This is a genomic window from Marinifaba aquimaris (assembly GCF_013328345.1).
GTDB classification, from domain to species: Bacteria; Pseudomonadota; Gammaproteobacteria; order Enterobacterales; family Alteromonadaceae; genus Marinifaba; species Marinifaba aquimaris.
In genome coordinates, this window is sequence record NZ_JABULX010000017.1 from 39,737 (window position 1) to 64,565 (window position 24,829).

The 24,829-nt window shown below is 39.2% G+C and carries 23 protein-coding genes; 4 read left to right on the forward strand and 19 right to left on the reverse strand.

Translation table 11 applies throughout. The features are described from left to right. Positions 1–19 precede the first annotated feature (19 nt). Both HR060_RS11675 and HR060_RS11680 read right to left on the reverse strand, forming a co-directional pair. Positions 20–2,935, reverse strand: coding sequence for an AAA family ATPase (locus tag HR060_RS11675; RefSeq protein ID WP_174200479.1), 2,916 nt, complete (start codon positions 2,933–2,935; stop codon positions 20–22). Positions 2,936–3,206: 271 nt separating this feature from the next. Beyond that, complete coding sequence (locus HR060_RS11680; RefSeq protein ID WP_174200480.1) at positions 3,207–4,133, reverse strand: LysR family transcriptional regulator; 927 nt, start codon at positions 4,131–4,133, stop codon at positions 3,207–3,209. 138 nt (positions 4,134–4,271) lie between these two features. On the opposite strand from HR060_RS11680, the gene HR060_RS11685 reads away from it, so the two are divergent. Then, positions 4,272–5,213, forward strand: a complete 942-nt coding sequence (locus HR060_RS11685) for an NADP-dependent oxidoreductase (protein ID WP_217434915.1) — start codon at positions 4,272–4,274, stop codon at positions 5,211–5,213. Positions 5,214–5,400: 187 nt separating this feature from the next. On the opposite strand, the gene HR060_RS11690 is transcribed toward HR060_RS11685, so the two are convergent. From HR060_RS11690 to HR060_RS11760, 15 genes are all read right to left on the reverse strand, one after another. Next, complete coding sequence (locus tag HR060_RS11690) at positions 5,401–5,967, reverse strand: hypothetical protein (RefSeq protein WP_174200481.1); 567 nt, start codon at positions 5,965–5,967, stop codon at positions 5,401–5,403. 646 nt (positions 5,968–6,613) lie between these two features. Then, positions 6,614–6,793: a hypothetical protein gene (locus HR060_RS11695; RefSeq protein ID WP_174200482.1), complete on the reverse strand. Its 180-nt coding sequence runs from the start codon at positions 6,791–6,793 to the stop codon at positions 6,614–6,616. Positions 6,794–6,821: 28 nt separating this feature from the next. Further along, positions 6,822–7,274: a GNAT family N-acetyltransferase gene (locus HR060_RS11700; RefSeq protein WP_174200483.1), complete on the reverse strand. Its 453-nt coding sequence runs from the start codon at positions 7,272–7,274 to the stop codon at positions 6,822–6,824. A 36-nt stretch (positions 7,275–7,310) separates the two neighbouring features. Further along, positions 7,311–7,661, reverse strand: coding sequence for a VOC family protein (locus HR060_RS11705; protein ID WP_246283149.1), 351 nt, complete (start codon positions 7,659–7,661; stop codon positions 7,311–7,313). 125 nt (positions 7,662–7,786) lie between these two features. Continuing rightward, a complete protein-coding gene (locus HR060_RS11710; protein ID WP_174200485.1) occupies positions 7,787–8,299 on the reverse strand; it encodes a DUF6265 family protein in 513 nt (170 codons plus the stop codon). Positions 8,300–8,516: 217 nt separating this feature from the next. After that, positions 8,517–9,176, reverse strand: a complete 660-nt coding sequence (locus HR060_RS11715; protein WP_246283150.1) for a hypothetical protein — start codon at positions 9,174–9,176, stop codon at positions 8,517–8,519. A gap of 94 nt (positions 9,177–9,270) precedes the next feature. After that, entirely contained in the window at positions 9,271–9,660 is a 390-nt protein-coding gene (locus tag HR060_RS11720; protein WP_174200486.1) for a hypothetical protein, read from the reverse strand. Between the two features lie 2 nt (positions 9,661–9,662). Then, the gene (locus tag HR060_RS11725) at positions 9,663–10,574 is read right to left on the reverse strand and encodes a gliding motility protein GldB-related protein (protein ID WP_174200487.1); all 912 of its coding nucleotides are present in this window, start codon (positions 10,572–10,574) and stop codon (positions 9,663–9,665) included. Between the two features lie 184 nt (positions 10,575–10,758). After that, positions 10,759–12,351 (reverse strand): ATP-binding protein, encoded by a 1,593-nt coding sequence (locus HR060_RS11730; protein WP_174200488.1) that lies wholly within the window; start codon positions 12,349–12,351, stop codon positions 10,759–10,761. A gap of 32 nt (positions 12,352–12,383) precedes the next feature. Beyond that, the gene (locus tag HR060_RS11735; protein ID WP_217434916.1) at positions 12,384–13,127 is read right to left on the reverse strand and encodes a winged helix-turn-helix domain-containing protein; all 744 of its coding nucleotides are present in this window, start codon (positions 13,125–13,127) and stop codon (positions 12,384–12,386) included. A gap of 77 nt (positions 13,128–13,204) precedes the next feature. Then, on the reverse strand, positions 13,205–13,933 hold the full coding sequence (locus tag HR060_RS11740; protein WP_174200489.1) for a hypothetical protein: 729 nt from the start codon (positions 13,931–13,933) through the stop codon (positions 13,205–13,207). A 350-nt stretch (positions 13,934–14,283) separates the two neighbouring features. Further along, positions 14,284–14,739, reverse strand: a complete 456-nt coding sequence (locus HR060_RS11745) for a hypothetical protein (RefSeq protein WP_174200490.1) — start codon at positions 14,737–14,739, stop codon at positions 14,284–14,286. A 107-nt stretch (positions 14,740–14,846) separates the two neighbouring features. Beyond that, complete coding sequence (locus tag HR060_RS11750) at positions 14,847–15,602, reverse strand: RES family NAD+ phosphorylase (protein WP_174200491.1); 756 nt, start codon at positions 15,600–15,602, stop codon at positions 14,847–14,849. 92 nt (positions 15,603–15,694) lie between these two features. Next, positions 15,695–16,249 carry a hypothetical protein gene (locus tag HR060_RS11755; protein ID WP_174200492.1) on the reverse strand — a complete coding sequence of 185 codons (555 nt, stop codon included), beginning with the start codon at positions 16,247–16,249 and terminating at the stop codon, positions 15,695–15,697. Between the two features lie 151 nt (positions 16,250–16,400). After that, the gene (locus HR060_RS11760; protein WP_174200493.1) at positions 16,401–16,805 is read right to left on the reverse strand and encodes a hypothetical protein; all 405 of its coding nucleotides are present in this window, start codon (positions 16,803–16,805) and stop codon (positions 16,401–16,403) included. 1,008 nt (positions 16,806–17,813) lie between these two features. On the opposite strand from HR060_RS11760, the gene HR060_RS11765 reads away from it, so the two are divergent. Next, positions 17,814–18,863, forward strand: coding sequence for a glycoside hydrolase family 18 protein (locus HR060_RS11765; RefSeq protein WP_174200494.1), 1,050 nt, complete (start codon positions 17,814–17,816; stop codon positions 18,861–18,863). A 124-nt stretch (positions 18,864–18,987) separates the two neighbouring features. Here HR060_RS11765 and HR060_RS11770 read toward each other — a convergent pair whose 3' ends face one another. After that, entirely contained in the window at positions 18,988–22,389 is a 3,402-nt protein-coding gene (locus HR060_RS11770; protein WP_174200495.1) for a methyl-accepting chemotaxis protein, read from the reverse strand. Between the two features lie 408 nt (positions 22,390–22,797). Between HR060_RS11770 and HR060_RS11775 the strand changes: the two genes are divergently transcribed. Together HR060_RS11775 and HR060_RS11780 are read left to right on the forward strand one after the other, a co-directional pair. After that, entirely contained in the window at positions 22,798–23,028 is a 231-nt protein-coding gene (locus tag HR060_RS11775) for a DUF350 domain-containing protein (RefSeq protein ID WP_174200496.1), read from the forward strand. Beyond that, positions 23,029–23,895, forward strand: a complete 867-nt coding sequence (locus HR060_RS11780) for a transglutaminase-like cysteine peptidase (RefSeq protein ID WP_217434917.1) — start codon at positions 23,029–23,031, stop codon at positions 23,893–23,895. It begins immediately after the preceding gene. A gap of 60 nt (positions 23,896–23,955) precedes the next feature. Here the strand turns inward: HR060_RS11780 and sucD are convergent, their stop codons facing one another. Further along, positions 23,956–24,828 carry a succinate--CoA ligase subunit alpha gene (gene sucD / locus HR060_RS11785; RefSeq protein WP_174200497.1) on the reverse strand — a complete coding sequence of 291 codons (873 nt, stop codon included), beginning with the start codon at positions 24,826–24,828 and terminating at the stop codon, positions 23,956–23,958. Position 24,829 lies beyond the last annotated feature (1 nt).

Genomic DNA, 24,829 nt, shown 5'->3' on the forward strand with positions numbered 1-24,829 from the left:
TTAACGCTTACTTTGTCTTTTAAAATCGTTGCAAAAGCGAATTTGCACCTTGTTTTTTTGCCACTTGCCGCCCTTTGTGAAGCAGCGTAATCGATGCGAGGCGCGCTTTGTGATCACCGCTTAATACGATCGATTTTTGCCGATATAATTCGCTGAGGTAGGCCAGTTCATTTTGTTGTAATGCCAGCTTTAAGCCAGCATCAATATGCGCTAGTGCGCTTTGGCTGTCTCCTAGTTGGTGGTAAGCCTGAGCGATAAAACAACGATAGACAGAATGCATCGCTTTACCGCCATACTTCACTAATTTGTTGTTATACCCTTGCTCGATTAATGTTTTACCAGCTTCACTTTGCCCTTTTTTCACCAAGCTCCAACCATAAAAGAGTTCGGCTAGCCCCAAGTAGTAAGGGATTTCATGTTCAGTACAATAGTCCATTAATAACTTACTTTGTTTTTGTACCGCATCCGTACAACCATTGTGGTATTCCATAAACAGACTCGCTTGAATCGCAATGGCATAACTAAAGGCATGATTAAGCGATTGGCTTTGTTCAATTAGTAACTGATATTTTTCTCTAGCCTGCTCAATCTTCCCTTGCAGTGATAAGCATTTTATTTGCATTAACAGGGTGATGGATTGAGTATCTTGGCCGTAATGTTTGATATCGTTTTTATTTCTGTCGGGGCAATACAAATTAAGCGCATCACAAGACGCTTGATAACAATTATCGAGCTCGCCTAACCAAAAATAAGTGTTGCTAAGCGCAGTATATGAAAGCATTAAAGATGACTGACACGCCATTTTTTCACTGAGACTTTTGTGTGTTTGGGCTATCGCTTTTGCTTCTGTCAGTTCAAGTGACAATAAGCGCGAGACCCAAGCATCAAAAATGACAGGGAATATCTGTTCTGATTGTTCTTTGCTGTTAGTCAGCTCTTCAATTTGTTGATAGCAGTTGGCTACAAGCGGCGATACCCAGCCGTGTTTAGCTTTATAAATTGACCCAAGTAAAATGCGCACCTTTATTTCTTTTGCCACATCAGGTTCTGACTGAAGGTACAACAAACTCTTTTGTAAAAAGTCTTGGGCTAAGGCATACATAGCGCGATCCACTGCATAAACCGCTGCACGGTAATAATAGCTAATAGCTTTTCGATAAGACTGAATATCAGCAAAGCTTTTAGCCGCTTGAGCACAATATTGGGCATCGCCTTCTGTGATATGGCTATCAAGCTGATGGGCAATATAGTGTTGTAATTCACGTTTCTCGTTTTGCGAAATTTGATTAATGACAGATTGCAATATCGAGTCATGGATAAATTCAACTTGCGCCTGTGACTCATTTATCCGAATGAAACTGTGACCTTGCAGTTGGTTTAATTGATTTTCATCATTAAGCCCAAGATGGATTAATAGCCTGATATCAACAACTAAGCCACATAAAGCAATGACATTTAATAAGTGCTTTGCTTGCTCGGTTAACCCCACTAAACGGTGTAAAACCAGCGCATCCATTGATGATTTAATTCGATCATCAAGCTGACTATCTTGTAATAGTTGTTCTAAAAACAATGGATTGCCATTAGCCGCATCAACACATTGCTGCTTGTAGTCGCTGCTGCAATGGTCATAGTGCGCAGCCATTTGCTGCGCTTCTTCACCAGAGAATGGCAGTAAATTAAGCGTGGTTAACCGAGATAAAAGGCTATTATTACCCTGCTCCATTTCGGCTAACTTAGCTAAAGGCGTTCTTGATGTCATCACAATCAATGCTGCTGTTTGTTTATCGGTTGAACAGGTTGTTAAAACATAATCGAGATCATCAGGCTCAGCCCAATGCACATCTTCTAAATGGATTAAATGAAATGATGGGTTTGAGTGGTCTAAGTAGCTGGCAGAGGGCTCAAAGCCTGTTAAAGCAGTATCAGCATCAAAAGGAAGCAAACTGTATTTGTTGTGTTCGTTCAATTGAGAAAAGCTGATTTCAACAATATTAAAACCTTTATCGTACAACCCCTTTTTAAACTCTCTTACCAACCGAGTTTTTCCTATACCCGATTCCCCCTGTATTAATACACAAGCCCCAGCAATCTGTTTAGCTTGTAATGAACTGGCGAGTGCATTTAATTGAGCAAGCTCTTGCGTACGACCAATAAAGGGGCGCTCATTGGCATGTAATGAAAGAATGAACCAATACGAGCTTGATGTGGTTGGGTATTTTTTATATTGAAAACAGCCACTATGCGCTTGATAGGTATATTCATCAACGTACATCCCAAACTGATTGGCCGTTTGCAGCATTGAAATCAGCTCAGTTAGATCGGTATCTTGTAAGTTAGCCTTACCATCACCTGTTATTAAAACACTTTGCTTAACACATAAAGTCAAACCAACAGCTGCGTGTTTGGTTTCAGTTTCGATAAAATTTAACAGACGAGTGAGTTGAATCTGGTCTTTATTAATTGAGCCTGTGACAACAAGGTAGCCATTAATATCAACTAAAATATCAAGCCCAAAAAGAACAAATTGTTCAGTGATTTTTTTTAGGATTGTTTCATCAGAATCAACAGATGCATGATGGGTTTTGGTGACATGAAGACCAATTGCATAGACTTTATTGAATTGTCGGTTGGGGCTTTCACTTGCATCGCTTTGAGTAACCTGCTCAGCTTGAATCGGGAAAGACTCAACAAATTGTAATTCATTGACAGAAACGTCGAAAAAATCACTTAATAATTTAGCCGATCTTAAATTGATGCGCTGACCGAGCTCTGCCCTTTTAACGGTAGATAACGAAACCCCAACTTGCTTTTCATAAAGTGCATCACATAAGGCTTCTTGGCTTAACCCCAAAGACTTTCTGTAAAGCTTCATCTTTTTTGGGCAAAGCTTTATTTTCTCATTCGCGACTAATGAGACATCTTCCAATGACATAAACTGCTTCCACTACTTCCCTATACATCGAGTTTATTCGAGCATCAGGCTGATGGATATAATCAAACCATATCCCAGATACTAAAGAACAAACTCAGCAGATAATCTATATCCTAGGATCGAATTTACGCCCTGTCTATTTAAATCACCAAATTTATAACCCATTAATTTGTAAGGGAATTAGCCTCAAAAACAACCCTAAACTTTAAAAGGTAGCACCCCTTATTTTTATATCTAAAAACACCGTGCCACAGGTATATACTGACAATTTTTAATCAAAAATAGGTTGCGCAACTTTATGACTCAACTGCTCATTTAGTACTTGTTTAACTTTGTTTCTTAACCATAAAACAGCAGGATCTCGCTGGTGCCTAATGTGCCAAGTCATCGAAATAGGGCCAGGTGGTAAATCAAAAGGAAGCGCTTTAATAATAAGCTCACCGTCATCAACACTATTGGCAATTATCGGTAAAGGAATTGTCGTGATTAGATTAGTTTGACAGAGTAACTTGGGAATGCTGTAACAATGATTTACTGTCATCGCAATGCGCCGAGTCAATGCCTTTTTTTGTAAAATTGCATCAACAGCGCCGCTAGCGTCTCCCGATAAAGACAACAGTAAATGCTGAGCTTTTGTAAAACGCGCTAAAGTTAGGTTTTGCTTGGCAATTGGATGTTCGGGTCTCATTGCACAAACAAAGTGGTTATTGAACAAGTGTTCAGTTTGAACTTTATTCGAGTGCCCCTCAAAGTAATCCAACACCATATCAACATCAGCCTGCATCAATAATGTCTCACCATTAACGGTATAAGGCACTGCGTGAATATTCACGTTCGGTGCTTCTTTTTCGATAATATGTTTTAACGGCAACCAAAAAAAGTCAGCCATCCAATCGGTTACCGCAATGCGAAAGGTCCGCTCTAATGTATCTGGGGAAAAGTGCTGAGGCTGAGCTGCTTGTTTAATGCGTTGTAGAGGTTGGGCAATATCTTGCCATAACTGTTGTGCAAACGGAGTGGGTCTTATCCCCCGCCCGTGTTTTACAAACAATGGATCTTGCCATACGTGGCGCATTCGAGAGACCGCATTGGAAACCGACGGCTGGGTCATCGCTAGGCGCTCAGCCGCAGCGGTTATCGATTGCTCTTGCATGATGACATCAAACATCACCATTAAATTAAGATCTAAGTTAGCCATTTATTTACCAAGTAGATATAAATATCACGCCAACAATACATTGATATTATCAATACATTCAATACCAAACATCAATTAGACGATATACAAAAGCAGTTGCAAAATAGCCTCATCAACTTAGCCAACAACAAAATAGGAATGATGATGAGAGCAGCTTACATAAAAGAATATGGTAACGAAGAAAAGTTAATTGTTGGTGATGTACCCGCCCCAAGTGTTGGTGATAACCAAGTACTGATAAAAGTAAAAGGCGCAGGTATAAACCCGATTGATTGGTTAATTAGGGATGGTTTTTTAGCAGAGCAAAACGTACACACATTACCGATTATTTTAGGCTGGGATGCGGCAGGTATAGTTTTACAACGAGGCCGAAACGTCACTGACTTGGACATAGGGCAAGCCGTTTATGTTTATGCACCGATTCACGAGCAAGGCACTTACTCAGAATACATATCGGTTGATAGCCAATATGTCGCCGCTATTCCCCAATCTTTAGATTTACTGACAGCCGCAGCTGTCCCTTTAGCGGCATCAACGGCTTGGCAAGCTTTAACTCAAGGCTGCCAATTAAAGTCAGGTGATAAAGTACTGATCCACAACGCATCAGGAGGGGTTGGCAGTTTTGCTGTACAAATTGCCAAAGCTCTAGGTGCTTATGTTATTGCCACCGCTTCTGCAAAAAATAGAGATTTTGTCATAGGCTTAGGCGCCGATGAATTTATTGACTATCGTACGCAAAACTTTGAACAGCTGACGCAAAATTTAGATGCCGTATTAGTTGCAGTCGGGGGAGATGACTTAGTTTCGCGCTCGCTCAATGTAATTAAAGCGGGTGGTTACTTAGTTAGCTTACTTGATGAAATAGACGAGCAATTAGCGAAAGCAAAAAATATTCATTATCAACGTTGGATGGTAATGCCAAACGCCGATGATTTAAAAGACATTAGCGCACTTATCGATGCAGGCCAAATTAAGGTTCACATTGACCGCGTGTTTAAGTTAGATCAAATCAAAGAGGCACATATTTTAAGCCAATCTAAACGCGCTCGGGGCAAAATTATCATCAATATGAGCACTTAAACGACCAGGTGCGAGGCGCATAATAGCTAAGTGTTTTCAATGCAAGGAAAGCAAAAGGTCATACAGTGTGAGGTATGACCTTAGTTTTTGGATTTAACTGGTGCACCCTAAGGTGCATATAAGTTTGATTCAATCTACTAATAATGAGCGATTGAAATAAATTGTTCGCTTATTACCTGGTACTCTTTTACAAAAATCGGCGGCGGACAAACATCCAACAAGCCAAAAGAAAGATTAATAAGCTCAACGTAGGAGGCTCTGATACGGTGGCCGCTGTCAGTGAAATGTTGTCGATACCCACCACTTCCGTGACTCCATTCCAACTTTCTACATTCAACCATATCCCAGTTACATCTGAAAGGATTGTATTCCAAACAGTATTTGATACACCAAAATTTGCTGCGCTGAAATTAAATGATTGAGTTGTCCAATTAACGGATGGGTTAGATGGGATCACATCTATACCAGCGGTTTGGCCTCCACCAAATATTCGGAAAAATCCAAAATCAGATATAAAGCTTGAGCCACTGGTAGGAGCTGTCTGGATGTAATCAAAAGAAAAAGTACCGTTATTGAATGCAGATAAGTCACCAGACCAACCAGTACCAAAAACAGCATGCATGAAGTTGGTGTCTACATCTGTATATTGCAGGTAACTATCACCGGTGCCTAATGGACCGCCGTTGGCCGCTAAAGTCAGTGGGCTGGTAGAAGTTGAAAGCGGGGTTGTGCCATCTGCATCAGAAGTTTGCACATAGCCCCACCCATTTACGCCGCTACTGAAGTCCTCTGTAATCAAAGATGCATATGTGTTTAAAGGCAATGAAAATAATAGAACAAAAGCTGAAAATTTAGCGAACATAATAACCTCATATAATTTAAAGTTTCTGAGTACTTGCTTTGTTAAATAGATGCATTTTTTATACCTGTAAATTTAATCATAATAAATTCACATAATTGAGGGAGGAAGTTAGGCATTAAAGTGCTTTTGTGTAAATGAACTTGACGCTTTTTTCTATATTTCATAAAAGCTACCCCCAGTCAGTAGAAGGTGTTCAAAGTTAACAATGCTATTGATTTTGGAACTGGCTAGCTTCTTGCTAGTAACTGTGTTCCATATTCTCATTTTCAATACTTGGTCTAGAGCTGAGTTTTGATATCTTTATGTTGCACTGTTAGATTTCAGGGTAAGAGGTTTATGTCTTTAAATTTATTTTTTTTTGAAGTTAATTCCCTTGCAAATTAATGGGTTATAAATTTGGTGGTTTAAATAGACAGGGCGTAAATTCGATCCTAGTATAAATTATCTGCTGAGTTTGTTCTTTAGTATCTGGGGTGTGGTTTAATTATATCCATCAGCCTGATGCTTTAATAAACTCGATGTATAGGGAAACCGTGTTCTACTCGCCTAACTTTTGATATAGCTGATGAAGATTATTAAAAGCGGCATCGTATAAGTATTTAAAATTTTGATCGGCTTCAATTACTGGATGTTCGCCTAGTAAGCGTTCTAAATTGTCTAGCAATATTGAAGCCCTATCTAATGCTTCGTGATGAAGTAATTCCGATGTTGTTTTCATTTTAAACTCCTTTTTCGTATCGGGTACTTTAAGCGTGCTTAGCTGGATAGAGCTTGAGCTTTCTGCCGGTAAACTCGAAACCGCACTTTTGGTAAAATTCAAATGTTCGATTCCATTTTTCATCTGGTGGCGCCGTCACATCGATACGTGACCAGCCATGGACTTGAGCAAGTTTTATGATTTCTTGCATCACAGCCTGCCCGACTCCTTTAGCGCGACATTCAGGGTTCACCCAAAGCTCGTTAATGATGCCATATCGGCCTTGAGCAAAAATGGAAAAAGACTGACCTAAAGTAAAAAAAGCCACTACTTGGTTGTGTTGTTTTACTTCGTAAGCAAAGTGGGTATTAGCAGATAACTGCTCGAAAATTTTCTCAAAACACGCTTCGCTGGGTACGGATTTATCGCCAAATAACTCACTATAAAGCTGAGTTATGTAGTGTTTTATTAAACGTGTTTCGGTAATTTCATGTAAGTCCATTTAATCTACGTTTCACTCCCTATTAACTTCAATAGTCTAATTAAAAAGACAGATTTTGTTACTATCGCGATCTCTAAAATAAGCCGAGTAGCGCCCCGAACGAACATTGGGTTTACCTTCGCACGTTCCGCCAAGCGCTAAAGCTTTCGCGTAGATACGCTCAACTTCATCCTTAGTTTTTACATTAAAACCTAACATGGTGCCATTACCATTTGACGCATCGTTACCATCAAATGGCTCTGCTACAGCAAACATAGCATCGCCGTTTGCCCACATCGTCATACGTCCCTCGTCATGTATTTTTGCCCAAGTTAAACCTTCAAATAAAGCATCATAAAATGCGACCGCTTGGCTTTTATCATTTGTGCCTAAGACGAAATATTTCATTTCCATTTGTTTAATTGACCTTGTTTAGGTATTTCGCATTTCGTACTGCGAATGAAAATTTACTTATTTATCAGCAATATAAAAGCAAGTGCGAGAACTTGTTTTTATAGCATCAGCGCTTAGTTTTATTTTTTACCGATAAACACAATAGAGAACCCTTTGCCATCGGCGCCAAAGACATCAACTGTCATTTTATTATCACCCGTTAATTGATAACTGAGCTTTTTAGGAAAGTCGTGTTGTGGGTTCTCAAACACAGCCAACTCATGACTGCATTGCGTTAATTTAAACGCAACGGGCAAATCATTACTGGCTACTTTGGCAATATAAAAGACCTGGTTAGACATTTCGACTAAACGAAGCGTTTCAGCGCTTACTCGTTGATTTTTTGCGATGGAATACGTGAAACCTGCCCCTTCAAACGTATGACTACTTACACGTTGCCACGATTCTGTGATGGTTAACCGACTATTTTCAGAATGCCAATCTCCTATTAGCCAAGTTAAAGTCGCTAACGAATCACATTTTTTGGCTTTTACTTGGGCTTGGACTTGGGCTTGTGCTTGTGCTTGTGCTTGTGCTTGTGCTTGTAAAGAAAAAACTATACAAAGGCATAGTGAACAGGCAATTTTGAACATGATGAGTCACTCCATTTGACTATTGTTATCACTCAAAATCAGTATAGACGTGTGTTATTAAATTCACGGTATTTGATAAGCTAGGCATGCTTGCTATTGTATAGTCTGGATATAAGCTATATAAAGGCTCAGCAAATAATGCTGAAACGCCTTTATATCTCCACTAAAACCTCATTTTAGGTTTTGAAAAATAACTTAGCCTGTGTGTCACACGTTTTTATGAATCCATTGGAATTGAGCCAATGATCTCGCCCTCTTCAAGCACAAAGATAATATTGGCTATTGGCGCATTACCATAACTATCATCATTCCACGCGTGGTTGTGCAAATACAAAAACTTGTTTATCAGCTCATCCGAAGCTTCTTTTGAAATAGCCATTAACCCGGTTCTGCGCGGAATAGAAACGAGTATTTGTTTAGCATTTAGCATCTTATGGGCTTTTAACATTTGTGTTTTAGATAAGATGGCCTCACTACTAAAAGAAAGCCCACTTGCCGTTAACAGTTTATTATCTAGTGCCTTAGAAGGTGTGAACGTCACAGCTAAATTTTCAATATTTGAAAATGCCTGCTGCACCGTTTGATTTATATCGAGACGTTTGCTGTCTTGATGAGTCAAAAAGATAAAGTTATCTGGCGTGTCGTAACCAAAACCAATAACGACTTTTGGTACATCTTCCGAGCCGACTAATGTTGAATAAACGGCACCGTGTTTAATACCCGCCCAATCACCTGGCTTGATAATGGGAAAGAATGTTCTTTTCTTTATGTCTGTGCTGATTTCTTTTTCTAAGTTTTTAGGTAACGGTTTGATGTCGGAACTCGCCATCACCGCACTAGATAAAGCTGCCAGTAAAATTAATGTTATTGTTTTCATGATCAGATCCCTCTGTGATGTTTATATTATTCGTAGTCGAAAAACTGGTACACAGCTTAGCTGTAACCACAATGCCAAACCATACTATCCTTGCCTATAAAGTTTGTTTAGCCTTGCATATCTTCCATGCCAATAGGGCTAACAATACCCCAATAAAAATGGCAAAACAGTCAAACAAATAACCTTGTCCGTCTGAGAAATCGCCAAACGGGATACCAAGTGAAAACGGTGCTTTAAATGCGAGTTCGCTTTCACCGCCAATACGCCTTATGCTTTGTGACATAAAGAATATCAGGCAGGCAACCACACCGGTTACGTGTTTTTTGCCAATACTATATGCCCCGTATAAAGGAATAACAATATAAAGCAGTACATAAACAATAAGGCTTAAAGGTGTTTTATTTTCAGCGCCGTAAAACATCACAAGCCCGATGCCAAGCAGCGCATAGATAACTAAAATAAAACGAGCAAACGTGAACATCATACTTAAGTTGGGTTGTAACCACTGGCAAGGAGAATAGCTTGAGGGTCTTTTAGCTGCAGCAAGTCTTGTAATGCCTTTGCTTTATCCCGCGCTTTATCATAATACGCTTGTGCAATTTGTTTACCTAACCAGTAACCTAAATCTTTCGGCCTTTCATTACCCGTGCGGCCATACATCCAAGGTTTAAAGTTTGTGCCATTCATCACAGTTTTAAACTCGGCCCAAATTTTCGCCTCATTTTTTAGACCAAATTCATGCCGTTCAACTTCGGACAGCGTCACCTTCCCTAACACTTGGTTAGCGATAAAATCAGCAAAGCCTTCCGCTAATGCCTGACGCAATAAGGTGTACTTTATCTGTTTATTTTCAGGCAAACGTGCTTGATACACATGTATAATTTCATGAGCGACAAACCCCAGTAATACCTCTTTTGCCGCTTGTTCGTTATCGGCAAAGCGGCATAAAACCTCTAACCCCAAAGACAGCCCTTCTTTACTGGCTGTACCACCTGAATTATTTGCGCCAAATAAAATGTAAGTCGGCGCCGATTGGGTTTGAGCTAATAAAGTGCTGACATCTTTTAAAACGCGTTTGGCGTCACTGGCAATATTTCTAGCTGCTGGTAAACATATTTCAATGGCTTTTTGATAGGCGCGCGTATTTTCAGATATAGCTCTAATGAGGTTATTTTCATTTTTGATGCGACGCGGGGTAAAAATCTCAACCCCTTTAGTACCTGGCTTTAAATATTCATTTTTCAGTTGTTTTGCATCAAGCGGTTTAGATTGCGTAAATAGATCAGCAAAACGCTCGGCATCATCCAAAATAAATTCATCGGCTAAAGCGGGTTGGAATATCCCCATTAAAAGAAAAGTTAATGTGGTAAAAAGTAAAGTGAACGGCTTATTTTTCATGGTTTTTATTGGCCTAGTAGATACAACACAGTTGGGTAGGAGGCAAATTGTAACGCCCGCCCTAACAAGAGGTAAAGCTTGGTCAATTAAAGACAAGGATAATCAGGGTTTATAAGTGATGGTTGTTCTATCGAGATGGCTAATGATGAATATTCACCGCCATCTCAGCTCTATTCCGATAAAATCATATAGGCCATGTTAATGCGAACTTGGCTCCACCGAGTTCAGAGTCTTCAACAGTGATACTGCCGTTATGCCAATTCGCAATTTGATTGACAATGGCAAGCCCCAATCCATGACCACTATTCGCTTCTCGCTCTTTGCTATCTAACTGCGTAAAAGGTTTAAGTATTCGATGTTTATCTTCATCACTAACCCCTTTGCCATCATCTTCTACAATCAGTGAGCAAACCTCTACCCCTTCATTAACACTCAACAGTAAGCTGACTTTTAAGTTGTGGTTCGCATAGCGGAGCGCATTTGATAACAAGTTGGTTAACGCTCTATTTAGCGCTTTTTCATCGACAAATAACTGACGATGCTCTAGATCTTTGGCTATAACTAGCTCAATATTTAAGTCGTCATGCTGGTCTCTAAAGTAAGCCACTTCCTTTAATATTGTTTGTGCAAGGTAGCACTGGGTAAATAAGGTTACATCAGTAGCACGACTATAACGTGAGAGGATCAAGGTTTGATTAATGAGGTGGTCTAAATCTTCAATACTGTTATCTATCGCACTCTGATATTTATATTTGTCTTGCTGCGAAACACCTTCTTCGCGCAACATCTCAAAGGCAAACCTTAGTCGATATAAAGGCGTACGTAAGTCATGGGCAATTGCATTGGTCAGCTCTCTGTGTTCAACAATGAGCTTTTCTATGCGTTCAGCCATTTGGTTAAAGGAATCACTTAGCCTTGCCAGTACAGAGGTTTTGGCCATAACTGAACGTTTATCTAAATAGCCTTCACCAAATAGTGCGGCTGTTTTTGTCAGTTTATTAATATCGCGCCAAAGCGGGTAAACCCATAAAAACATAGCAATTGAAATAGCCGTAACAAAAGCGAGAATGATCACGGTAAAGATCTTAGCGGTAAGCATGTTTTCATTGATAGAACTGATCCGCACGACCGAGTGCCCATTGGACAACATTTGATAGAAAATCAAATTGTAATCTTGGTCATATTGCCAAGTCAGTTCTTGTTGGTGCAGTTGGCTTAACTTGTCACTTTCAAGGCTAATATCGTCAACGGATAAGATATCGATATCATAATCGAAGCGCGACGCTAGATCGTTAGTAACACGCAGCCATTGCTCGGTTGGTTGATTCTCTAACTCCTTTTTTAACAACGCAATGCCACCGCTTGCGCTTCGACTTATACGCTCGTTCTCATTGGGGTTTAGTGATAATGAAATAGCCCATTGGCTGTTGGGTATCCGCCTTAAAAGTTGCCCGGGATCAGTATTTTGATAAACAAACTCATCTGATAACAAGGCTCGGCTTAAATCATCTTCAGTGTCACCTTGTTTAATGGGTAACAACAGCAGTTCGTAACCAAAATCTTTCGATAATATATCGATTTCTTTTTGCCACTGTGACTCGGGAATAGAGCGCAAAGATTTATTTAGTAAATAAAAAGTGCTTTGATAGGTTTTAATTGCCCATGATTTTTTTGCATACTCATTAAGCCTATCTAATGGGCTATACGGATTGGGAAAAATCATAATGAACAAGGGTACAAATACCACAATCCAAAGCTTAAAGAAGGCTTTAAACATCAATGAAGACCTTAGCGTTTATTAAATTAGTTTTAGGGTTGGCAAAGTTGGTAGCCTTTTCCTCGTACCGTTTTTAACAGTACAGGGCTATTGGCATCGTCCATCAGCTTTTTACGAACACGTGAAACACGCCTGTCTATAGAGCGATCTAAACCGTCATACTCATAACCTTTAATTTCCTGTACGATTTCATCGCGTGAGACAACCTGGCCTGCTTTTGTTGCCAATAAATATAACAGCTCAAATTCAGCAGTTGATAACTCTACCGGTTTACCTGACAAGGTAACGCTTCGGTTGGCATAGTTAATCGCTAAGTGGCCGATATTAATAGCATTTGTTGACAGTTCTGATGGATTTGTATTCTCAGATTGGGCGGTTGTTCCCACTTGAATTCGCCTTAATAAAGCGCGAATACGCGATAATAATAACCTTGGCTGAACTTGTTTAACGATATAATCATCGGCCCCTATTTCAAGCCCCATCATTTGATCAATATCGTCATCTAATGCCGTTTGCATTAAAATAATGCCTTGGTATTGACTGCGAACCTGACGACAAACATCCATGCCAGTTTGCCCGGGCAGCATAATATCAAGAATAACTAAATCAGGCTGTTCATCGATAATACGTTTAGCCGCCTCAATACCATCGGTGACAATAGAAACATTAAATTCGTATTTTGATAAAAACGCTTGAATCAAAATAGCAAGGTCCCTATCGTCTTCTACAAGTAACACATTATTTTTTAATACACTTGGCTCTGATAGCTCACTCAAAAGCACAACTCCTTAAACACATTTCTTTAAAGCCAAATAAGGATAATACCTTTTACTTTTCGGTTTCACCTTTTTAATCACTCTTGTGCCATAACACGTAGGCCATTTTCATTTACAACAAGCAGATATGATTTACCGAAGTCGCCCTGACATAAGTCAATAAATTGCTTATCAATGTTAAGACCTGTCGAACAGTTTTCTATTCTAAATACAGATGAAACCTTTCCAGCTTCTGTGATAGCAGCTACGTTATTTGAATTATTAACTTTAATAACCATTTCACTACTAGCAAAAACCCTAATACTTAAAACATCATTTTGATCAGCAGCTCTTTTCTCAATAACAGACAATTGATTTCTGGGGTTATTACCTTCACTTCGCCAAGCAATAGACCAAAAATCACGGTTGTCTTTCAGTTTATGTTTTTGCTTAGCTAACTTAGCAGAGCTATTGGTGTCTCTTACCCCAAATTCGGTATCATCATGTTGTTTATTCCAATCGTACTCAAAGGTGTTACTTACCGCGTTACTTTCAACATCGCCGCGATCGAACTGAGATTTATACAAATCATTAACCATCAACTCATTTTTAACATAAAAAGTCGCGGTCACATCAAGTGCGTTAACAAAGTAAATATCAGAGGTTCTATTTTTTTCTACATCATCAATTGAATCATCAATATCATTCTTGCTACATGCAGATAATGCAGTACATATAATGACTGACGTTAAAATTTTATTTGCACGAAGAGAAAACATATCGCGGATGTTTATACGGGCCTGTAAATCAGTTAAAAATTTGTTCATGGTTTTTCCTATTGCATTAGTTGCGTTGCATTTGATGGTGCTAATTTAACGTGCAAAGGAAAAAAGAGCTGTTGCCCTTTGGAGACCTAATGTGACAGTTCGTGACAAAAAGCCAGACTAGGTCTAAAACCAATCTCTTTTATCAGTAAATTTGGTGTTTAATGGCTGTAAAAAAGCGGTATTGGAAGAGCTTTTTAGCTAACCAGCCTATTTAGAGAAAACGGCTAGGCAGCTATATAAAATGACGAGCTTTGTTTTAAAGTGATACTAAATTCAATGCTAAGAGATGGCGTAATGTGGGAAGCGCCAAAAGCTAAAAGTCAGCTATTGACGCCATAGTCTTTTGTTAGCTATTTTCGCTCGCATATATAAGGGTCATCAGAGTCGTCATCTATTGTTGAAAAACGCGCGGGTGACAGTTCTACAACATGTGATTTGTATTCGTTTTTTTCAAACTGAAGTAACTGAAGTAACTCATGTGATTGCAGGATTTCTGCATGCGATGCATCACTGAACTCAGATGAAGTCGTGATTGCAGTAAGCGTATTGTCTTCCAAAGTCCACGGACCGGAATAGGCAACGGTAAACCAAACACCATCAATACCTTTGTAGCTATAAGTATGATAATCGGTTGACGTTCCGTCAGGGCGAAACTGAATCGTATGATGGATATCCATATCTAGCAGGTTGCCTTCTGTTACGAGCTCCGTTACTCCACAATCCCACTCCCCAAGCAAATCTGAATCTCCGGCAGTTGCAATGTCAGTTCCTACCAAGAACCAAAACAATAAAACGATGAATCTCATTTGTACCTCAATATAGCTAACGCCTTACACAGCGGCTGGAAAAGCTGGCGCTTTTTTGTGCGAATGCACAAAAAGTGACAGGTTTGACAGTCCGTTGCTGCAACTTGTTAGGATTTTTTTGGTTCGTCATATTCATAAATCACGCTTTTAATCGAACGAATATTAACATTTTCACATGCAGCTATATCGGTTGAGAAGAAGCAAATATTCATTCCATTGTCATCCAAAACACTGGGATACATTAATGCTTCAATCCCATATGCTTTAAATTTTTCTGCAATATATTGACTAGCTAAATATGCGTGATCATCGTTATTGTGAGCTGGAGCCGAAAAATAATGTTTAGTTAAAACACTAGAGATAATCTGGTTTAATGCTCTTCTTTCTTTCACCACCTCCAAGCTTTCATTCGGTTTTAATTTAGGTGATTTTGATGAATTTGGTGATTTTGATAAATCTACTACATTAACATCTCGAGAAGTTGAGAATTTCCCAACTGAGACGTTTGCCCCTTTCCAAGGCCGTATTTCAGATATTGCAGTTTTTTCAGCGAATGCACCATACAAATATGAAATCCCAACAGGATTAATTCTTCCCGCAGAGGCAATGCCGCTTGGAGGAGCTCCCATTTCTGTGTTCTTGAAACAAACTTCTTGATTTACACCATGAACTCTCGCGCGCCAAAAGTTTGTACCTTTATCTATTACGCTTTTATTTTCAACATATGATTCACAAAATGTGGTAACAATTTTTTCCATATTACGAGGTAAAGAGAATCTATTTTTATTTTTCAGATGCTCACCTATACCTGTAAAAGTATCAGAGATTTCTTTTGGCAGTATTATTGTAACCTTACTAGACATACCTAACATTTCTTCCCATATTCGCGATCTAATCCTAACGCCCGCCTCAACTGACAGAGGCCGGAGGTCAGATTGCAGGCGCTTGTTATACGTTACTTTGAACCAATAGCTATATAATTCATTCTTACTGGCGTACGATTTGCTCGACTAGAATGCTCGACAATACTGCCTCTATAAGAAGAATTAGTTACTTGGTTATTGTAGACAGAGAAAGCCCAGCCACTGCTATTCGCGTTGACTCCATTTGCTATGGTAGGAATAACGGAAAATGGAGATACAAAATTAAAACTAAAGCTTCTGGTATGCGTATTTGCTGTCGGCAAGTCCATATATCCCCAACAGATTTGATTTGACTCTCCCATTTCAGCACACCAGTTTGTGCCAGAACTCGATATATTTCGGATGCCATTTAATCCATCTCTTCCATTTACGCCATTCTTACCATCAGATCCGTCTTTAGGTTTGAATCTAGCGTCAGTAGAAAGCTTATTTAATAGAACAGTATTAAATGCACTATCGTTAGATAGGTTGTCTGCTATTTCTTGGAGCTGAACTTCAGTCAATTTTTGTCCAACATTAGAACCTAAATAGGTTATAGCTGAAGCTATTACTGCCGCTGTAACCCCAATGACTATTTCTTTTTGCACTTAATTTTCTCCTTGGTTGAAATTTCTCTCCGAACGTATAACGCCCTGTTAATAGGCAAATTTTGCTGGGTTGATTTTTGCCTGCGGAGCAGAATAGCAAAAAGCGACACTGTGAAATTTGTCCTTATTTAACAGCTTGTTATGTATTTATTCACGCTACTTTACCCCACCACCCTTTAAAAGCGCGTTCAGGTAAAACAAACATAGTTATACTACCGCATTTATTACATTGCCAATACGAATCTGGCCCTGTTACGCCTTGATATTTAAACTCAAATTTTAAATATTCAGGGCGCTGGATGCCTTTATAGTTATCATTCTTAGTTAAACTTAATGCGTCGTCTATAGTTTTGATTGAGCTACAATGGTTGCAAGATACTAATTGCTCTAAGACGTTACGACCGACTAACCGATCACAATTTTTAAGCTTAAGGTACTCGCCTCTCGAAAAGTTATTTTCGATTTCATGCCGGAAAGTTTCAACGAACTCTTTAAAGCATTCATCATCTACTTCTAGGGACAACCAACTTTTTAGTGAGTTTTTGATATTTTTCATCTTGCTACACTGACACATAACGCCGTTGTAACCGGCAAAAAATTGTTGGCTAAAATGTGAAGCGAAGCGTAGCGTAGCAGCCAACAGTTTTTTGTCCGCGTTGACGACCTTGTTATGCGTTGACACTCAAATTTAGAAGCGCTTGCGCCTGCACCAATAAGCCAAAATTAAAATTAAAAAACACCCACCAAACCCAAAATTGCAAAGAAGCGTTCGACTGGTGAATGACCTTTCTGGTCACAGCTTAAATTGAAAAACGAAGAGCCAAGACCAACTTAAAACTTGATTACGCCACTGTACCTAAAAGCTAATTTGAAGAAAAGACTTGAAGTAAAAACCGTTTTAAAGACAGCGATTTAAAGTGACGCATAACAGTTTAATAGATGGACGTTTCCTATTTATTTTTGAAACAAATTTCCGTCTATTTCTCATTAATATTTTTTTACATTCTCTCTACGATAAGCTAGCCGTGGCTTGTGTTCAACCCTTAATTTTATCGTTTTAAAAAACGTGGAAAAAAGTGTGTACTTGTAATAAATGAGAAACTTGAATTGACTGATTATATACCCAGTACTCATTATAAAATTTAGGAAGGAAAATTCATCATTAATGTAATACATATCTGACATCTGACTTTTCATTTTGAATTGTGGTTGAGATGGGTGAGTAAATGGTGTTGGTGTTGGTGTTGGTGTTGGTGTTGGTGTTGGTTTTGACTGAACAGGCTGTTAAGTCATATGCCAGCTGTTTTTTACAGCGTTGAAATTGTAGATAGTGAGTAATAACTGGTGAATTTAGCCTTAGTTATATGAGGTTGAGTTTTTTATTAAAGACATCTAACAGTTTAATAATTCGCGATTTATGCATTGTTCTTTTTATCGTTTTTTTTTATTCACTCGAAATAATGAAGTTTTTCGGTAGATACAACTAAATGACAGTTAAGTTACAAAGACTCGTTTTCAAACTCATCTAGAATAGTTATTAAACAACATGGATGGGTATATACTCTTGAAAAAACTCACTTTTCTTCTATTAACTTTACTGGTCTCCAGCTTTTCGAGCTGGGCTAATACATGTAAACCTGTTATTGCGGTTTACCCGGTCTGGCTTGAAGATCACCCCACAGCCATTAAAAACTTACCTTGGCATCAGTTTAGTCATATCGCCATTGCATCCATTTACCCTAAAGAAGATGGCTCGCTTGAAACCACTCAAGCCGATACGTTTATCAAGCAACTGGTTAAAGCCGCAAAAGCACATGATACCCAAGTAGTTATTTCGGTTGGAGGTGCACATCACGCAAGTAAAGGCTTTCTTAGTATTGTAAAAAGTGAAGATAAACTTGCCACATTTACCCAGTCACTAAAAAGATATGTCGCTAAGTACAATTTAGACGGCGTAGATATTGATTGGGAGTATTGGACTTACCAATCTGAGCTAGGAAAAGGCGGGCAAGATCCTATTGAGAGTAAGCAGCTTGTAAAACTTGCCGCTATGGTTAACGATACCTTACCAGATGATATTTTATTAACCGCAGATATTGCAGCTGGCCCTTGGGTTGGGCCGCAGTATTTGGCCGAGCTTCAATCACATGTCGATTATCTTAATTTGATGGCTTTTGATTTTACTGGTGCTTGGTCTAGCTCGCCCATTGCTCACCATTCTGACTTCGCTACGTTTAAATTAGCTATTAACAATGTGCTTAATCGCGGGTTTACCAAAGACAAATTGCTGATCAGTTTACCGGCCTACGGTATTGAATTTATCGATGGGGAAAATAAACAAATTAACCATGTCAGTTATAAAAGCATTGCTAAAACATTGGGTGAAGATGAAAAAAAGATTAACCAAGGTCAGTATGGCCATATCTATTTTGAAACCCCAAGTTTAATCAAGCAAAAGGTCGATTATGCATTAAAACATGATTTAGCGGGGTTTTCGTTCTTTGAAATCAACTCAGATAGTAACAACCAAGCGATTAGTTTGATGAATCAGCTTGCCTTAGGTGTTTCAACAAAAAGCTGTGCTTATAGTCAATTACAGCCATTAGCAAAATAATAACCTGTAAGACTAATCACAAATAGAATCGTTTTTTAATTGAGAAAACAATGAAAGAGATAAATAAAAAAGGGCTAAACCGCAGTTTAGCCCCTTTTATTTTTTGCTGTTGTGGAACAGAGCTTTAAAACTCTTCCCACTCTTCACTGTCAGATGTAAAGCTATGTGCAAGATTATTACTCGTTGAAGAGTATGTACTTTGCGCAGGCACCGGCGCAGCAGGTACAAAACCCAGTTGCGGGGTATCAAAATCTGACAGGTCTTTTTCTAATTTAAAGAAGGCCATTAAGTTATACATATCTTTAGCTTGCTGACTTAACGATAAACTCGCCGCAGTGGCTTCTTCAACTAATGCCGCATTTTGTTGGGTCATATCGTCCATTTGGGTCACCGCTTTGCTAACTTGCTCGATACCGATAGTTTGCTCATTGGCCGCTTCGCTGATCTGTTTGATCATCACACTGACACTTTCTACCGCACTGACAATTTGGTTTAGCGTTTCACCCGACTCATTAACCAGTTGCGTACCACCTTCTACTTTAACCACACTGTCGCGAATTAGGTCTTTAATTTCTTTTGCAGCAACAGCCGAGCGCTGTGCTAAGTTTCTAACCTCTGCCGCAACCACTGCAAACCCTCGACCTTGCTCGCCAGCTCTAGCAGCTTCTACCGCAGCATTAAGTGCCAATAGGTTTGTTTGGAAGGCAATTTCATCAATCACGCCAATAATATCGGAAATTTTGTTGCTAGAGTCGTTTATCTCACTCATGGCTTCAATTGCTTGTTTAACCACGTGCCCACCATTACTCGCCACTTCTTGTGCCTGACTTGCCAACTGGTTAACTTCATTGGCACTGGCGGCACTTTGGCGAACGGTCGATGTCATTTGCTCCATTGACGAGGCGGTTTCTTCAAGCGATGAGGCCTGCTCTTCTGTACGCTGGCTTAAATCACTATTACCACTTTGAATTTCTTGTGATGAACGCGTGACCGTTTCAGATGATTCTTTTATCTTGATGATAACTTCAGTTAACTTCTCAACCGTTTTGTTAGCATCTTCTTTTAACGTACCAAATGAGCCAGAGTAGTCATTTAACACGCGTTTAGTTAAGTCGCCTTCAGCCATGGCACTGAGTACGTTTAATACGTCTTCTAAGCCTTGGTCCGTGGTTTTAACTAAGTTATTGAGGTTTTGGCTTAATTGCTCAAAAAAGCCTGTCTTACCAGTTAAATCAATATGAGTTTTGAAGTTACCTTGGTTAGCTTGTTCAACTAATTGAACAATTTCGCCGATCACACTCTTCATTTGCGTAACGGTGTTGTTTGAGTAAGTTTTTAGTTGATCAAATGCACCTTGGTAATCAGACGAAATCGTTTGTGATAAATCCCCTTTTTCAAGCGCTGCTAAAATGCGAACAACATCGTCTAAACCCTTATCTGTAGTTTCGACTAAGTTATTTAAGCTTTCACTCAAGGTAGCAAAAAAGCCTGATTTACCCGTTAAGTCAATTCTCGATTTAAAATCGCCCTCGTTAGCGGTATTAACCAAATCACTGATATCACCTATTACGAGTTGCATTTGTAAAACGGTATTATTTGAGTAGTTTTTCAATTGCTCAAACGCACCTTGATAATCAGACGTAATGGTTTGTGATAAATCCCCTTTTTCTAGGGCGGCTAAAATTCGAACCACATCATCTAAACCTTTATCAGTGGTTTGAACTAAGTTGTTTAAGCTTTCACTTAATTCAGCAAAGAACCCGGTTTTCCCCGTTAAATCTATGCTGGTTTTAAAGTTGCCACGGTTAGCTTCATTAACGAGTTGGCTGATATCACCAATCACCTTATTCATCTGATTGACCGTATTATTGGCGTAATCTTTTAACTGATTGAATGACCCTTGATATTGCGCATCGATCGTTTGTGATAAATCACCTTTCTCTAACGCACCTAGAATACGGATAACGTCTTCAAGGCCTTTATCGGTTGTTTGCATTAACTCATTTAAGTTGGCACTTAAATCTTTAAAGAAGCCCGATTTACCCGATAATTCGATTTGTGATTTAAAATCACCATTGTTAGCGGCTTTGACTAAATTACCAATTTCGCCCATCGCAGTATTAAGCTGGTTAATGGTGTTATTTGACGACTGTTTTAGTTCTAAGAAATCACCGTGATAATCTGCTGTGATCGTTTGGCTCAAGTCCCCATTTGCAATGGCTCTTAACACGCGGTTGATGTCGCTTAAGCCCGTATGACAAGTACTGACAAGTTGGTTTAAGCCATTACTTAGCTCAAGAAATACGCCTTCTTTACCACGAGTATCAATTGACTGAGTAAAGTCGCCCTCTACTGCAGCCTTAACTAAGTTATCAATTTCAATTTGAATGCTTTCATCCGCTTGGCGACGAGCATCTAAATTATCGCGCATTGCTGCCACCGATTGTAAAACGCCAGTGGTTTTATTCGCATCCAATTTCATGCTGAAATCGCCTTTGGCAATACGATTAGCAATTTGCGTAATATCTTTTGGCTCACCACCAATCGACTCGCGAATGATACGACCAATGTAAATAGACAAAATAGCGCCAACAATTAACGCAAAAATAGAAATGGTCATCACAAAAGCAGAGGTGCGTTCCGCTTTACTCTGCAGTGCAGGGCCTAGTGTATCTTGATCATTTTTAACCGATAGTTTTACCTGTTCTATTTTATCGGCAACGATTGGCCCCACTCGGTTTAAGGTATTTTGAATAAGGTCGTTACGAGAATTAATGACATTTGTGACATCGCTAAACGCATTGATGTATGTTTGATGAGATTGCCTAACCGATGCTAATAAAGCCCTTCGGTTTGGGTGGTCGACTTTACTATCAAGATCATCAAGTGCTTTGACCATTTTGATATTTAATTCTTCATTAGCACGCGCTTGGTCTTCATCTGCATTGGTGGTTAAAAACTTCGCAACAAATAAACGCCCCAGTAATAAGTGCTCTTGCACGCGGCCAGCATAGAAAGCCGCTTCTGCATCCTCATCTTCATAAGCACTTTCCATAATTTCCGTTGTAGCTTGTCGCATCGCAAGACCTGCTGGGTCGAGACGCTCGAAGACAATCTTATTGCGATCCGCATACAAATCGACAACTTGTTGAAAGCCATTTTCATAGCTTTTTACTTCCTGATTCACCTCCGCTACTAACTTGGCACGGCCAGGGGCTTGAATTTCGACTTTTGCTTCTTCTAAGAAAGTATGCATTTTGTCTTTGCGTTCATTGAACTGGTTGAGTGCCTGCTCGGAGCGAGTATTGATATAGCCTAATACCGACAAACGCATCATCAACATATTGGCTTGGACACGACCGGCTAAGTTAGTGTCTCTAGCTAAACCTCGGTACTCGACAAAACCAGAATAAAGGTTGGATACCCCAGAATAGGAACTGACCGATATTACAATTAATAAAAAGATAATGGCGCCAAAACCAACATACATTTGGCGACCTATCGTGAGGTTTCTAAGATTGAACATTATGTCTCCCTAATGTCAGGATGAGGAATGAATAAAGCCATTTATTCGAGCTAGCAGACGTTATCAGTAGCCATATAAACTGTAGCACTATGAATAAAAAACAATAAATATCAGACAGATAAAAGTAAATAAATGATTATTTATCTCAATATACGATAAACAAGTCAATTTATGCGTTAAACAACAAACCAACTAAGACCAACGACAAAAATGTATTTAATGATAATTATTTACAACTTATTGAAGGTTTTATCAAAGCGCTTTTAAACTTACCAAATAAGGTACTTTTGGTATTGATTGGATTGAGAAGACGTTGACATGGCGTGTTAGGGCTAAAGTACAACTCAATCTATTACCCATTTTTATGATATAAAGAATTCTATATCTAAAAACTATAAAGGACACCTCATGGAATTTGATTTTATCAGCGCTAGTTTTATTAATCTTATAATAAACCTAAGTTACACCATCATTTCATTATTTATCGCCGTTGTTGCTTTGATAATAGTTGATAAGAAATTACTTAAAGATGTAGATATACAACAAGAGCTGAAAAACAATAATTTAGCCGTGGCTATCTTTGCCTCTTCAATTATGATTTTTGTTGCGCTCATTATCTGTTTTGGTATGCAGTCATAAATGAAAGCCTACCCTATTCTGTTATTTTTCATTGCGGTCGTTTTGATTTCCGTCTTTGACAAACCGCAGCAGAAAACTGAGTTTGAAAAACAGCTAGATGCGAAAGTACTAAAGGCCAATCAAGCTCTCAATCAGCATTCAGCATCAGGAAATCACCTGCAAAATGGCTATATAAAAGCCTTAACAGATGGTATTACCTTTACTGAACAAAATATTAACCAGCGAATAAAGCAAGGCACAAATGGCCATATGCACACCGCAGATTTTATTGTGCCTTGGCGTGATAGTTATCAAAATACTGTCAATTTGAGTGCGATGGGGGTTGATTGGAAACATCACTTTGCCAATAGCTACTTGGTAGGAATACGCCCTTTTCCAGTAGAAAATAATTGGTTACCGCTTTATACCCTATCGCAAATAAAAACCTATCAATATGACCATGAGCAATATGGTGTGCAGGAAATGTGGCAAAATTCGGCACAAGCTTTTGCGCATCCTAGGGGTGATTGTGAAGATCACGCAATCATTTTAGCTGACTGGTTAATTTCGGAAGGTGTTGATGCACGCGTTGTTGGGGGTAAATACAAAGACGGTGGACATGCCTGGGTTGTCGCGATAGTCGACAATAAAGCATTTATTTTAGAGGCAACGTCAAAGCGCGTTGGAAAAAGCTGGAATCACTATCCGCTTGCTTCTCTTGCTAAGTACTATCAACCTGAGTTTATGTTTAATCGTACCGATTTTTGGGTTAATACTGACACGCGTATCAAAACGGATTATCAAGGCCATCATTGGCGAAAAACATCAGTTTTCCAAGCTTATAAAAAGCCCACAATCAAACCAATTCCTAAAACAAAAAAGGGTTAAGCAAATTGCTTAACCCTTTTTTAAACTTAACCGAGTAAATCAGTTAGCTAACAGTGGTAATTACCAACCTGTTTTTTCAGCTAATGCTTTACCGATTTCAGCTAATGAGCGAACTGTCTTAACGCCAGCTGCTTCTAATGCTGCGAATTTGTCATCAGCAGTACCTTTACCACCAGAGATGATCGCACCAGCATGACCCATACGCTTACCTGGAGGAGCAGTAACACCAGCGATGTAAGAAACTACAGGCTTAGTTACGTTAGCTTTGATGTACTCAGCAGCTTCTTCTTCAGCAGTACCACCGATTTCACCGATCATTACGATCGCTTCAGTCGCTGGGTCATTTTCGAACATTTCTAAAACGTCGATGAAGTTAGTACCTGGGATTGGGTCACCACCGATACCAACACACGTTGATTGACCAAAACCAGCGTCAGTTGTTTGCTTAACCGCTTCGTAAGTTAATGTACCTGAACGAGATACGATACCTACTTTACCTGGTAAGTGGATGTGACCTGGCATGATACCAATCTTACACTCGCCCGGAGTGATAACACCTGGACAGTTAGGACCGATTAAACGTACGCCTAATTCGTCACACTTAACTTTACAGTCAAGCATGTCTAATGTAGGTACACCTTCAGTGATACATACGATTAATTTGATACCAGCAGTAGCTGCTTCGATGATTGAATCTTTAACGAATGCAGCTGGAACGTAGATAACTGAAGCGTCAGCGCCAGTTGCTTCTACAGCTTCTTTAACAGTGTTGAATACTGGTAAACCTAAGTGCTCTTGGCCACCTTTACCTGGAGTAACACCACCAACCATTTGCGTACCGTATGCGATAGCTTGCTCTGAGTGGAATGTACCTTGAGAACCAGTGAAACCTTGGCAGATAACTTTTGTATTTTTATCGATTAAAACAGACATT

What these genes read in the sequence shown, in the direction of transcription:
- HR060_RS11750 (WP_174200491.1), bottom strand. Translation starts at nt 15,602, where the DNA reads ATGTCTAGTAAGGTTACAATAATACTGCCAAAAGAAATCTCTGATACT.
- HR060_RS11685 (WP_217434915.1), top strand. Translation starts at nt 4,272, where the DNA reads ATGATGATGAGAGCAGCTTACATAAAAGAATATGGTAACGAAGAAAAG.
- HR060_RS11695 (WP_174200482.1), bottom strand. Translation starts at nt 6,793, where the DNA reads ATGAAAACAACATCGGAATTACTTCATCACGAAGCATTAGATAGGGCT.
- HR060_RS11675 (WP_174200479.1), bottom strand. Translation starts at nt 2,935, where the DNA reads ATGTCATTGGAAGATGTCTCATTAGTCGCGAATGAGAAAATAAAGCTT.
- HR060_RS11740 (WP_174200489.1), bottom strand. Translation starts at nt 13,933, where the DNA reads ATGAACAAATTTTTAACTGATTTACAGGCCCGTATAAACATCCGCGAT.
- HR060_RS11710 (WP_174200485.1), bottom strand. Translation starts at nt 8,299, where the DNA reads ATGTTCAAAATTGCCTGTTCACTATGCCTTTGTATAGTTTTTTCTTTA.
- HR060_RS11700 (WP_174200483.1), bottom strand. Translation starts at nt 7,274, where the DNA reads ATGGACTTACATGAAATTACCGAAACACGTTTAATAAAACACTACATA.
- HR060_RS11760 (WP_174200493.1), bottom strand. Translation starts at nt 16,805, where the DNA reads ATGAAAAATATCAAAAACTCACTAAAAAGTTGGTTGTCCCTAGAAGTA.
- HR060_RS11705 (WP_246283149.1), bottom strand. Translation starts at nt 7,661, where the DNA reads ATGAAATATTTCGTCTTAGGCACAAATGATAAAAGCCAAGCGGTCGCA.
- HR060_RS11730 (WP_174200488.1), bottom strand. Translation starts at nt 12,351, where the DNA reads ATGTTTAAAGCCTTCTTTAAGCTTTGGATTGTGGTATTTGTACCCTTG.
- HR060_RS11780 (WP_217434917.1), top strand. Translation starts at nt 23,029, where the DNA reads ATGAAAGCCTACCCTATTCTGTTATTTTTCATTGCGGTCGTTTTGATT.
- HR060_RS11775 (WP_174200496.1), top strand. Translation starts at nt 22,798, where the DNA reads ATGGAATTTGATTTTATCAGCGCTAGTTTTATTAATCTTATAATAAAC.
- HR060_RS11725 (WP_174200487.1), bottom strand. Translation starts at nt 10,574, where the DNA reads ATGAAAAATAAGCCGTTCACTTTACTTTTTACCACATTAACTTTTCTT.
- HR060_RS11715 (WP_246283150.1), bottom strand. Translation starts at nt 9,176, where the DNA reads ATGAAAACAATAACATTAATTTTACTGGCAGCTTTATCTAGTGCGGTG.
- HR060_RS11720 (WP_174200486.1), bottom strand. Translation starts at nt 9,660, where the DNA reads ATGATGTTCACGTTTGCTCGTTTTATTTTAGTTATCTATGCGCTGCTT.
- sucD (WP_174200497.1), bottom strand. Translation starts at nt 24,828, where the DNA reads ATGTCTGTTTTAATCGATAAAAATACAAAAGTTATCTGCCAAGGTTTC.
- HR060_RS11745 (WP_174200490.1), bottom strand. Translation starts at nt 14,739, where the DNA reads ATGAGATTCATCGTTTTATTGTTTTGGTTCTTGGTAGGAACTGACATT.
- HR060_RS11770 (WP_174200495.1), bottom strand. Translation starts at nt 22,389, where the DNA reads ATGTTCAATCTTAGAAACCTCACGATAGGTCGCCAAATGTATGTTGGT.
- HR060_RS11680 (WP_174200480.1), bottom strand. Translation starts at nt 4,133, where the DNA reads ATGGCTAACTTAGATCTTAATTTAATGGTGATGTTTGATGTCATCATG.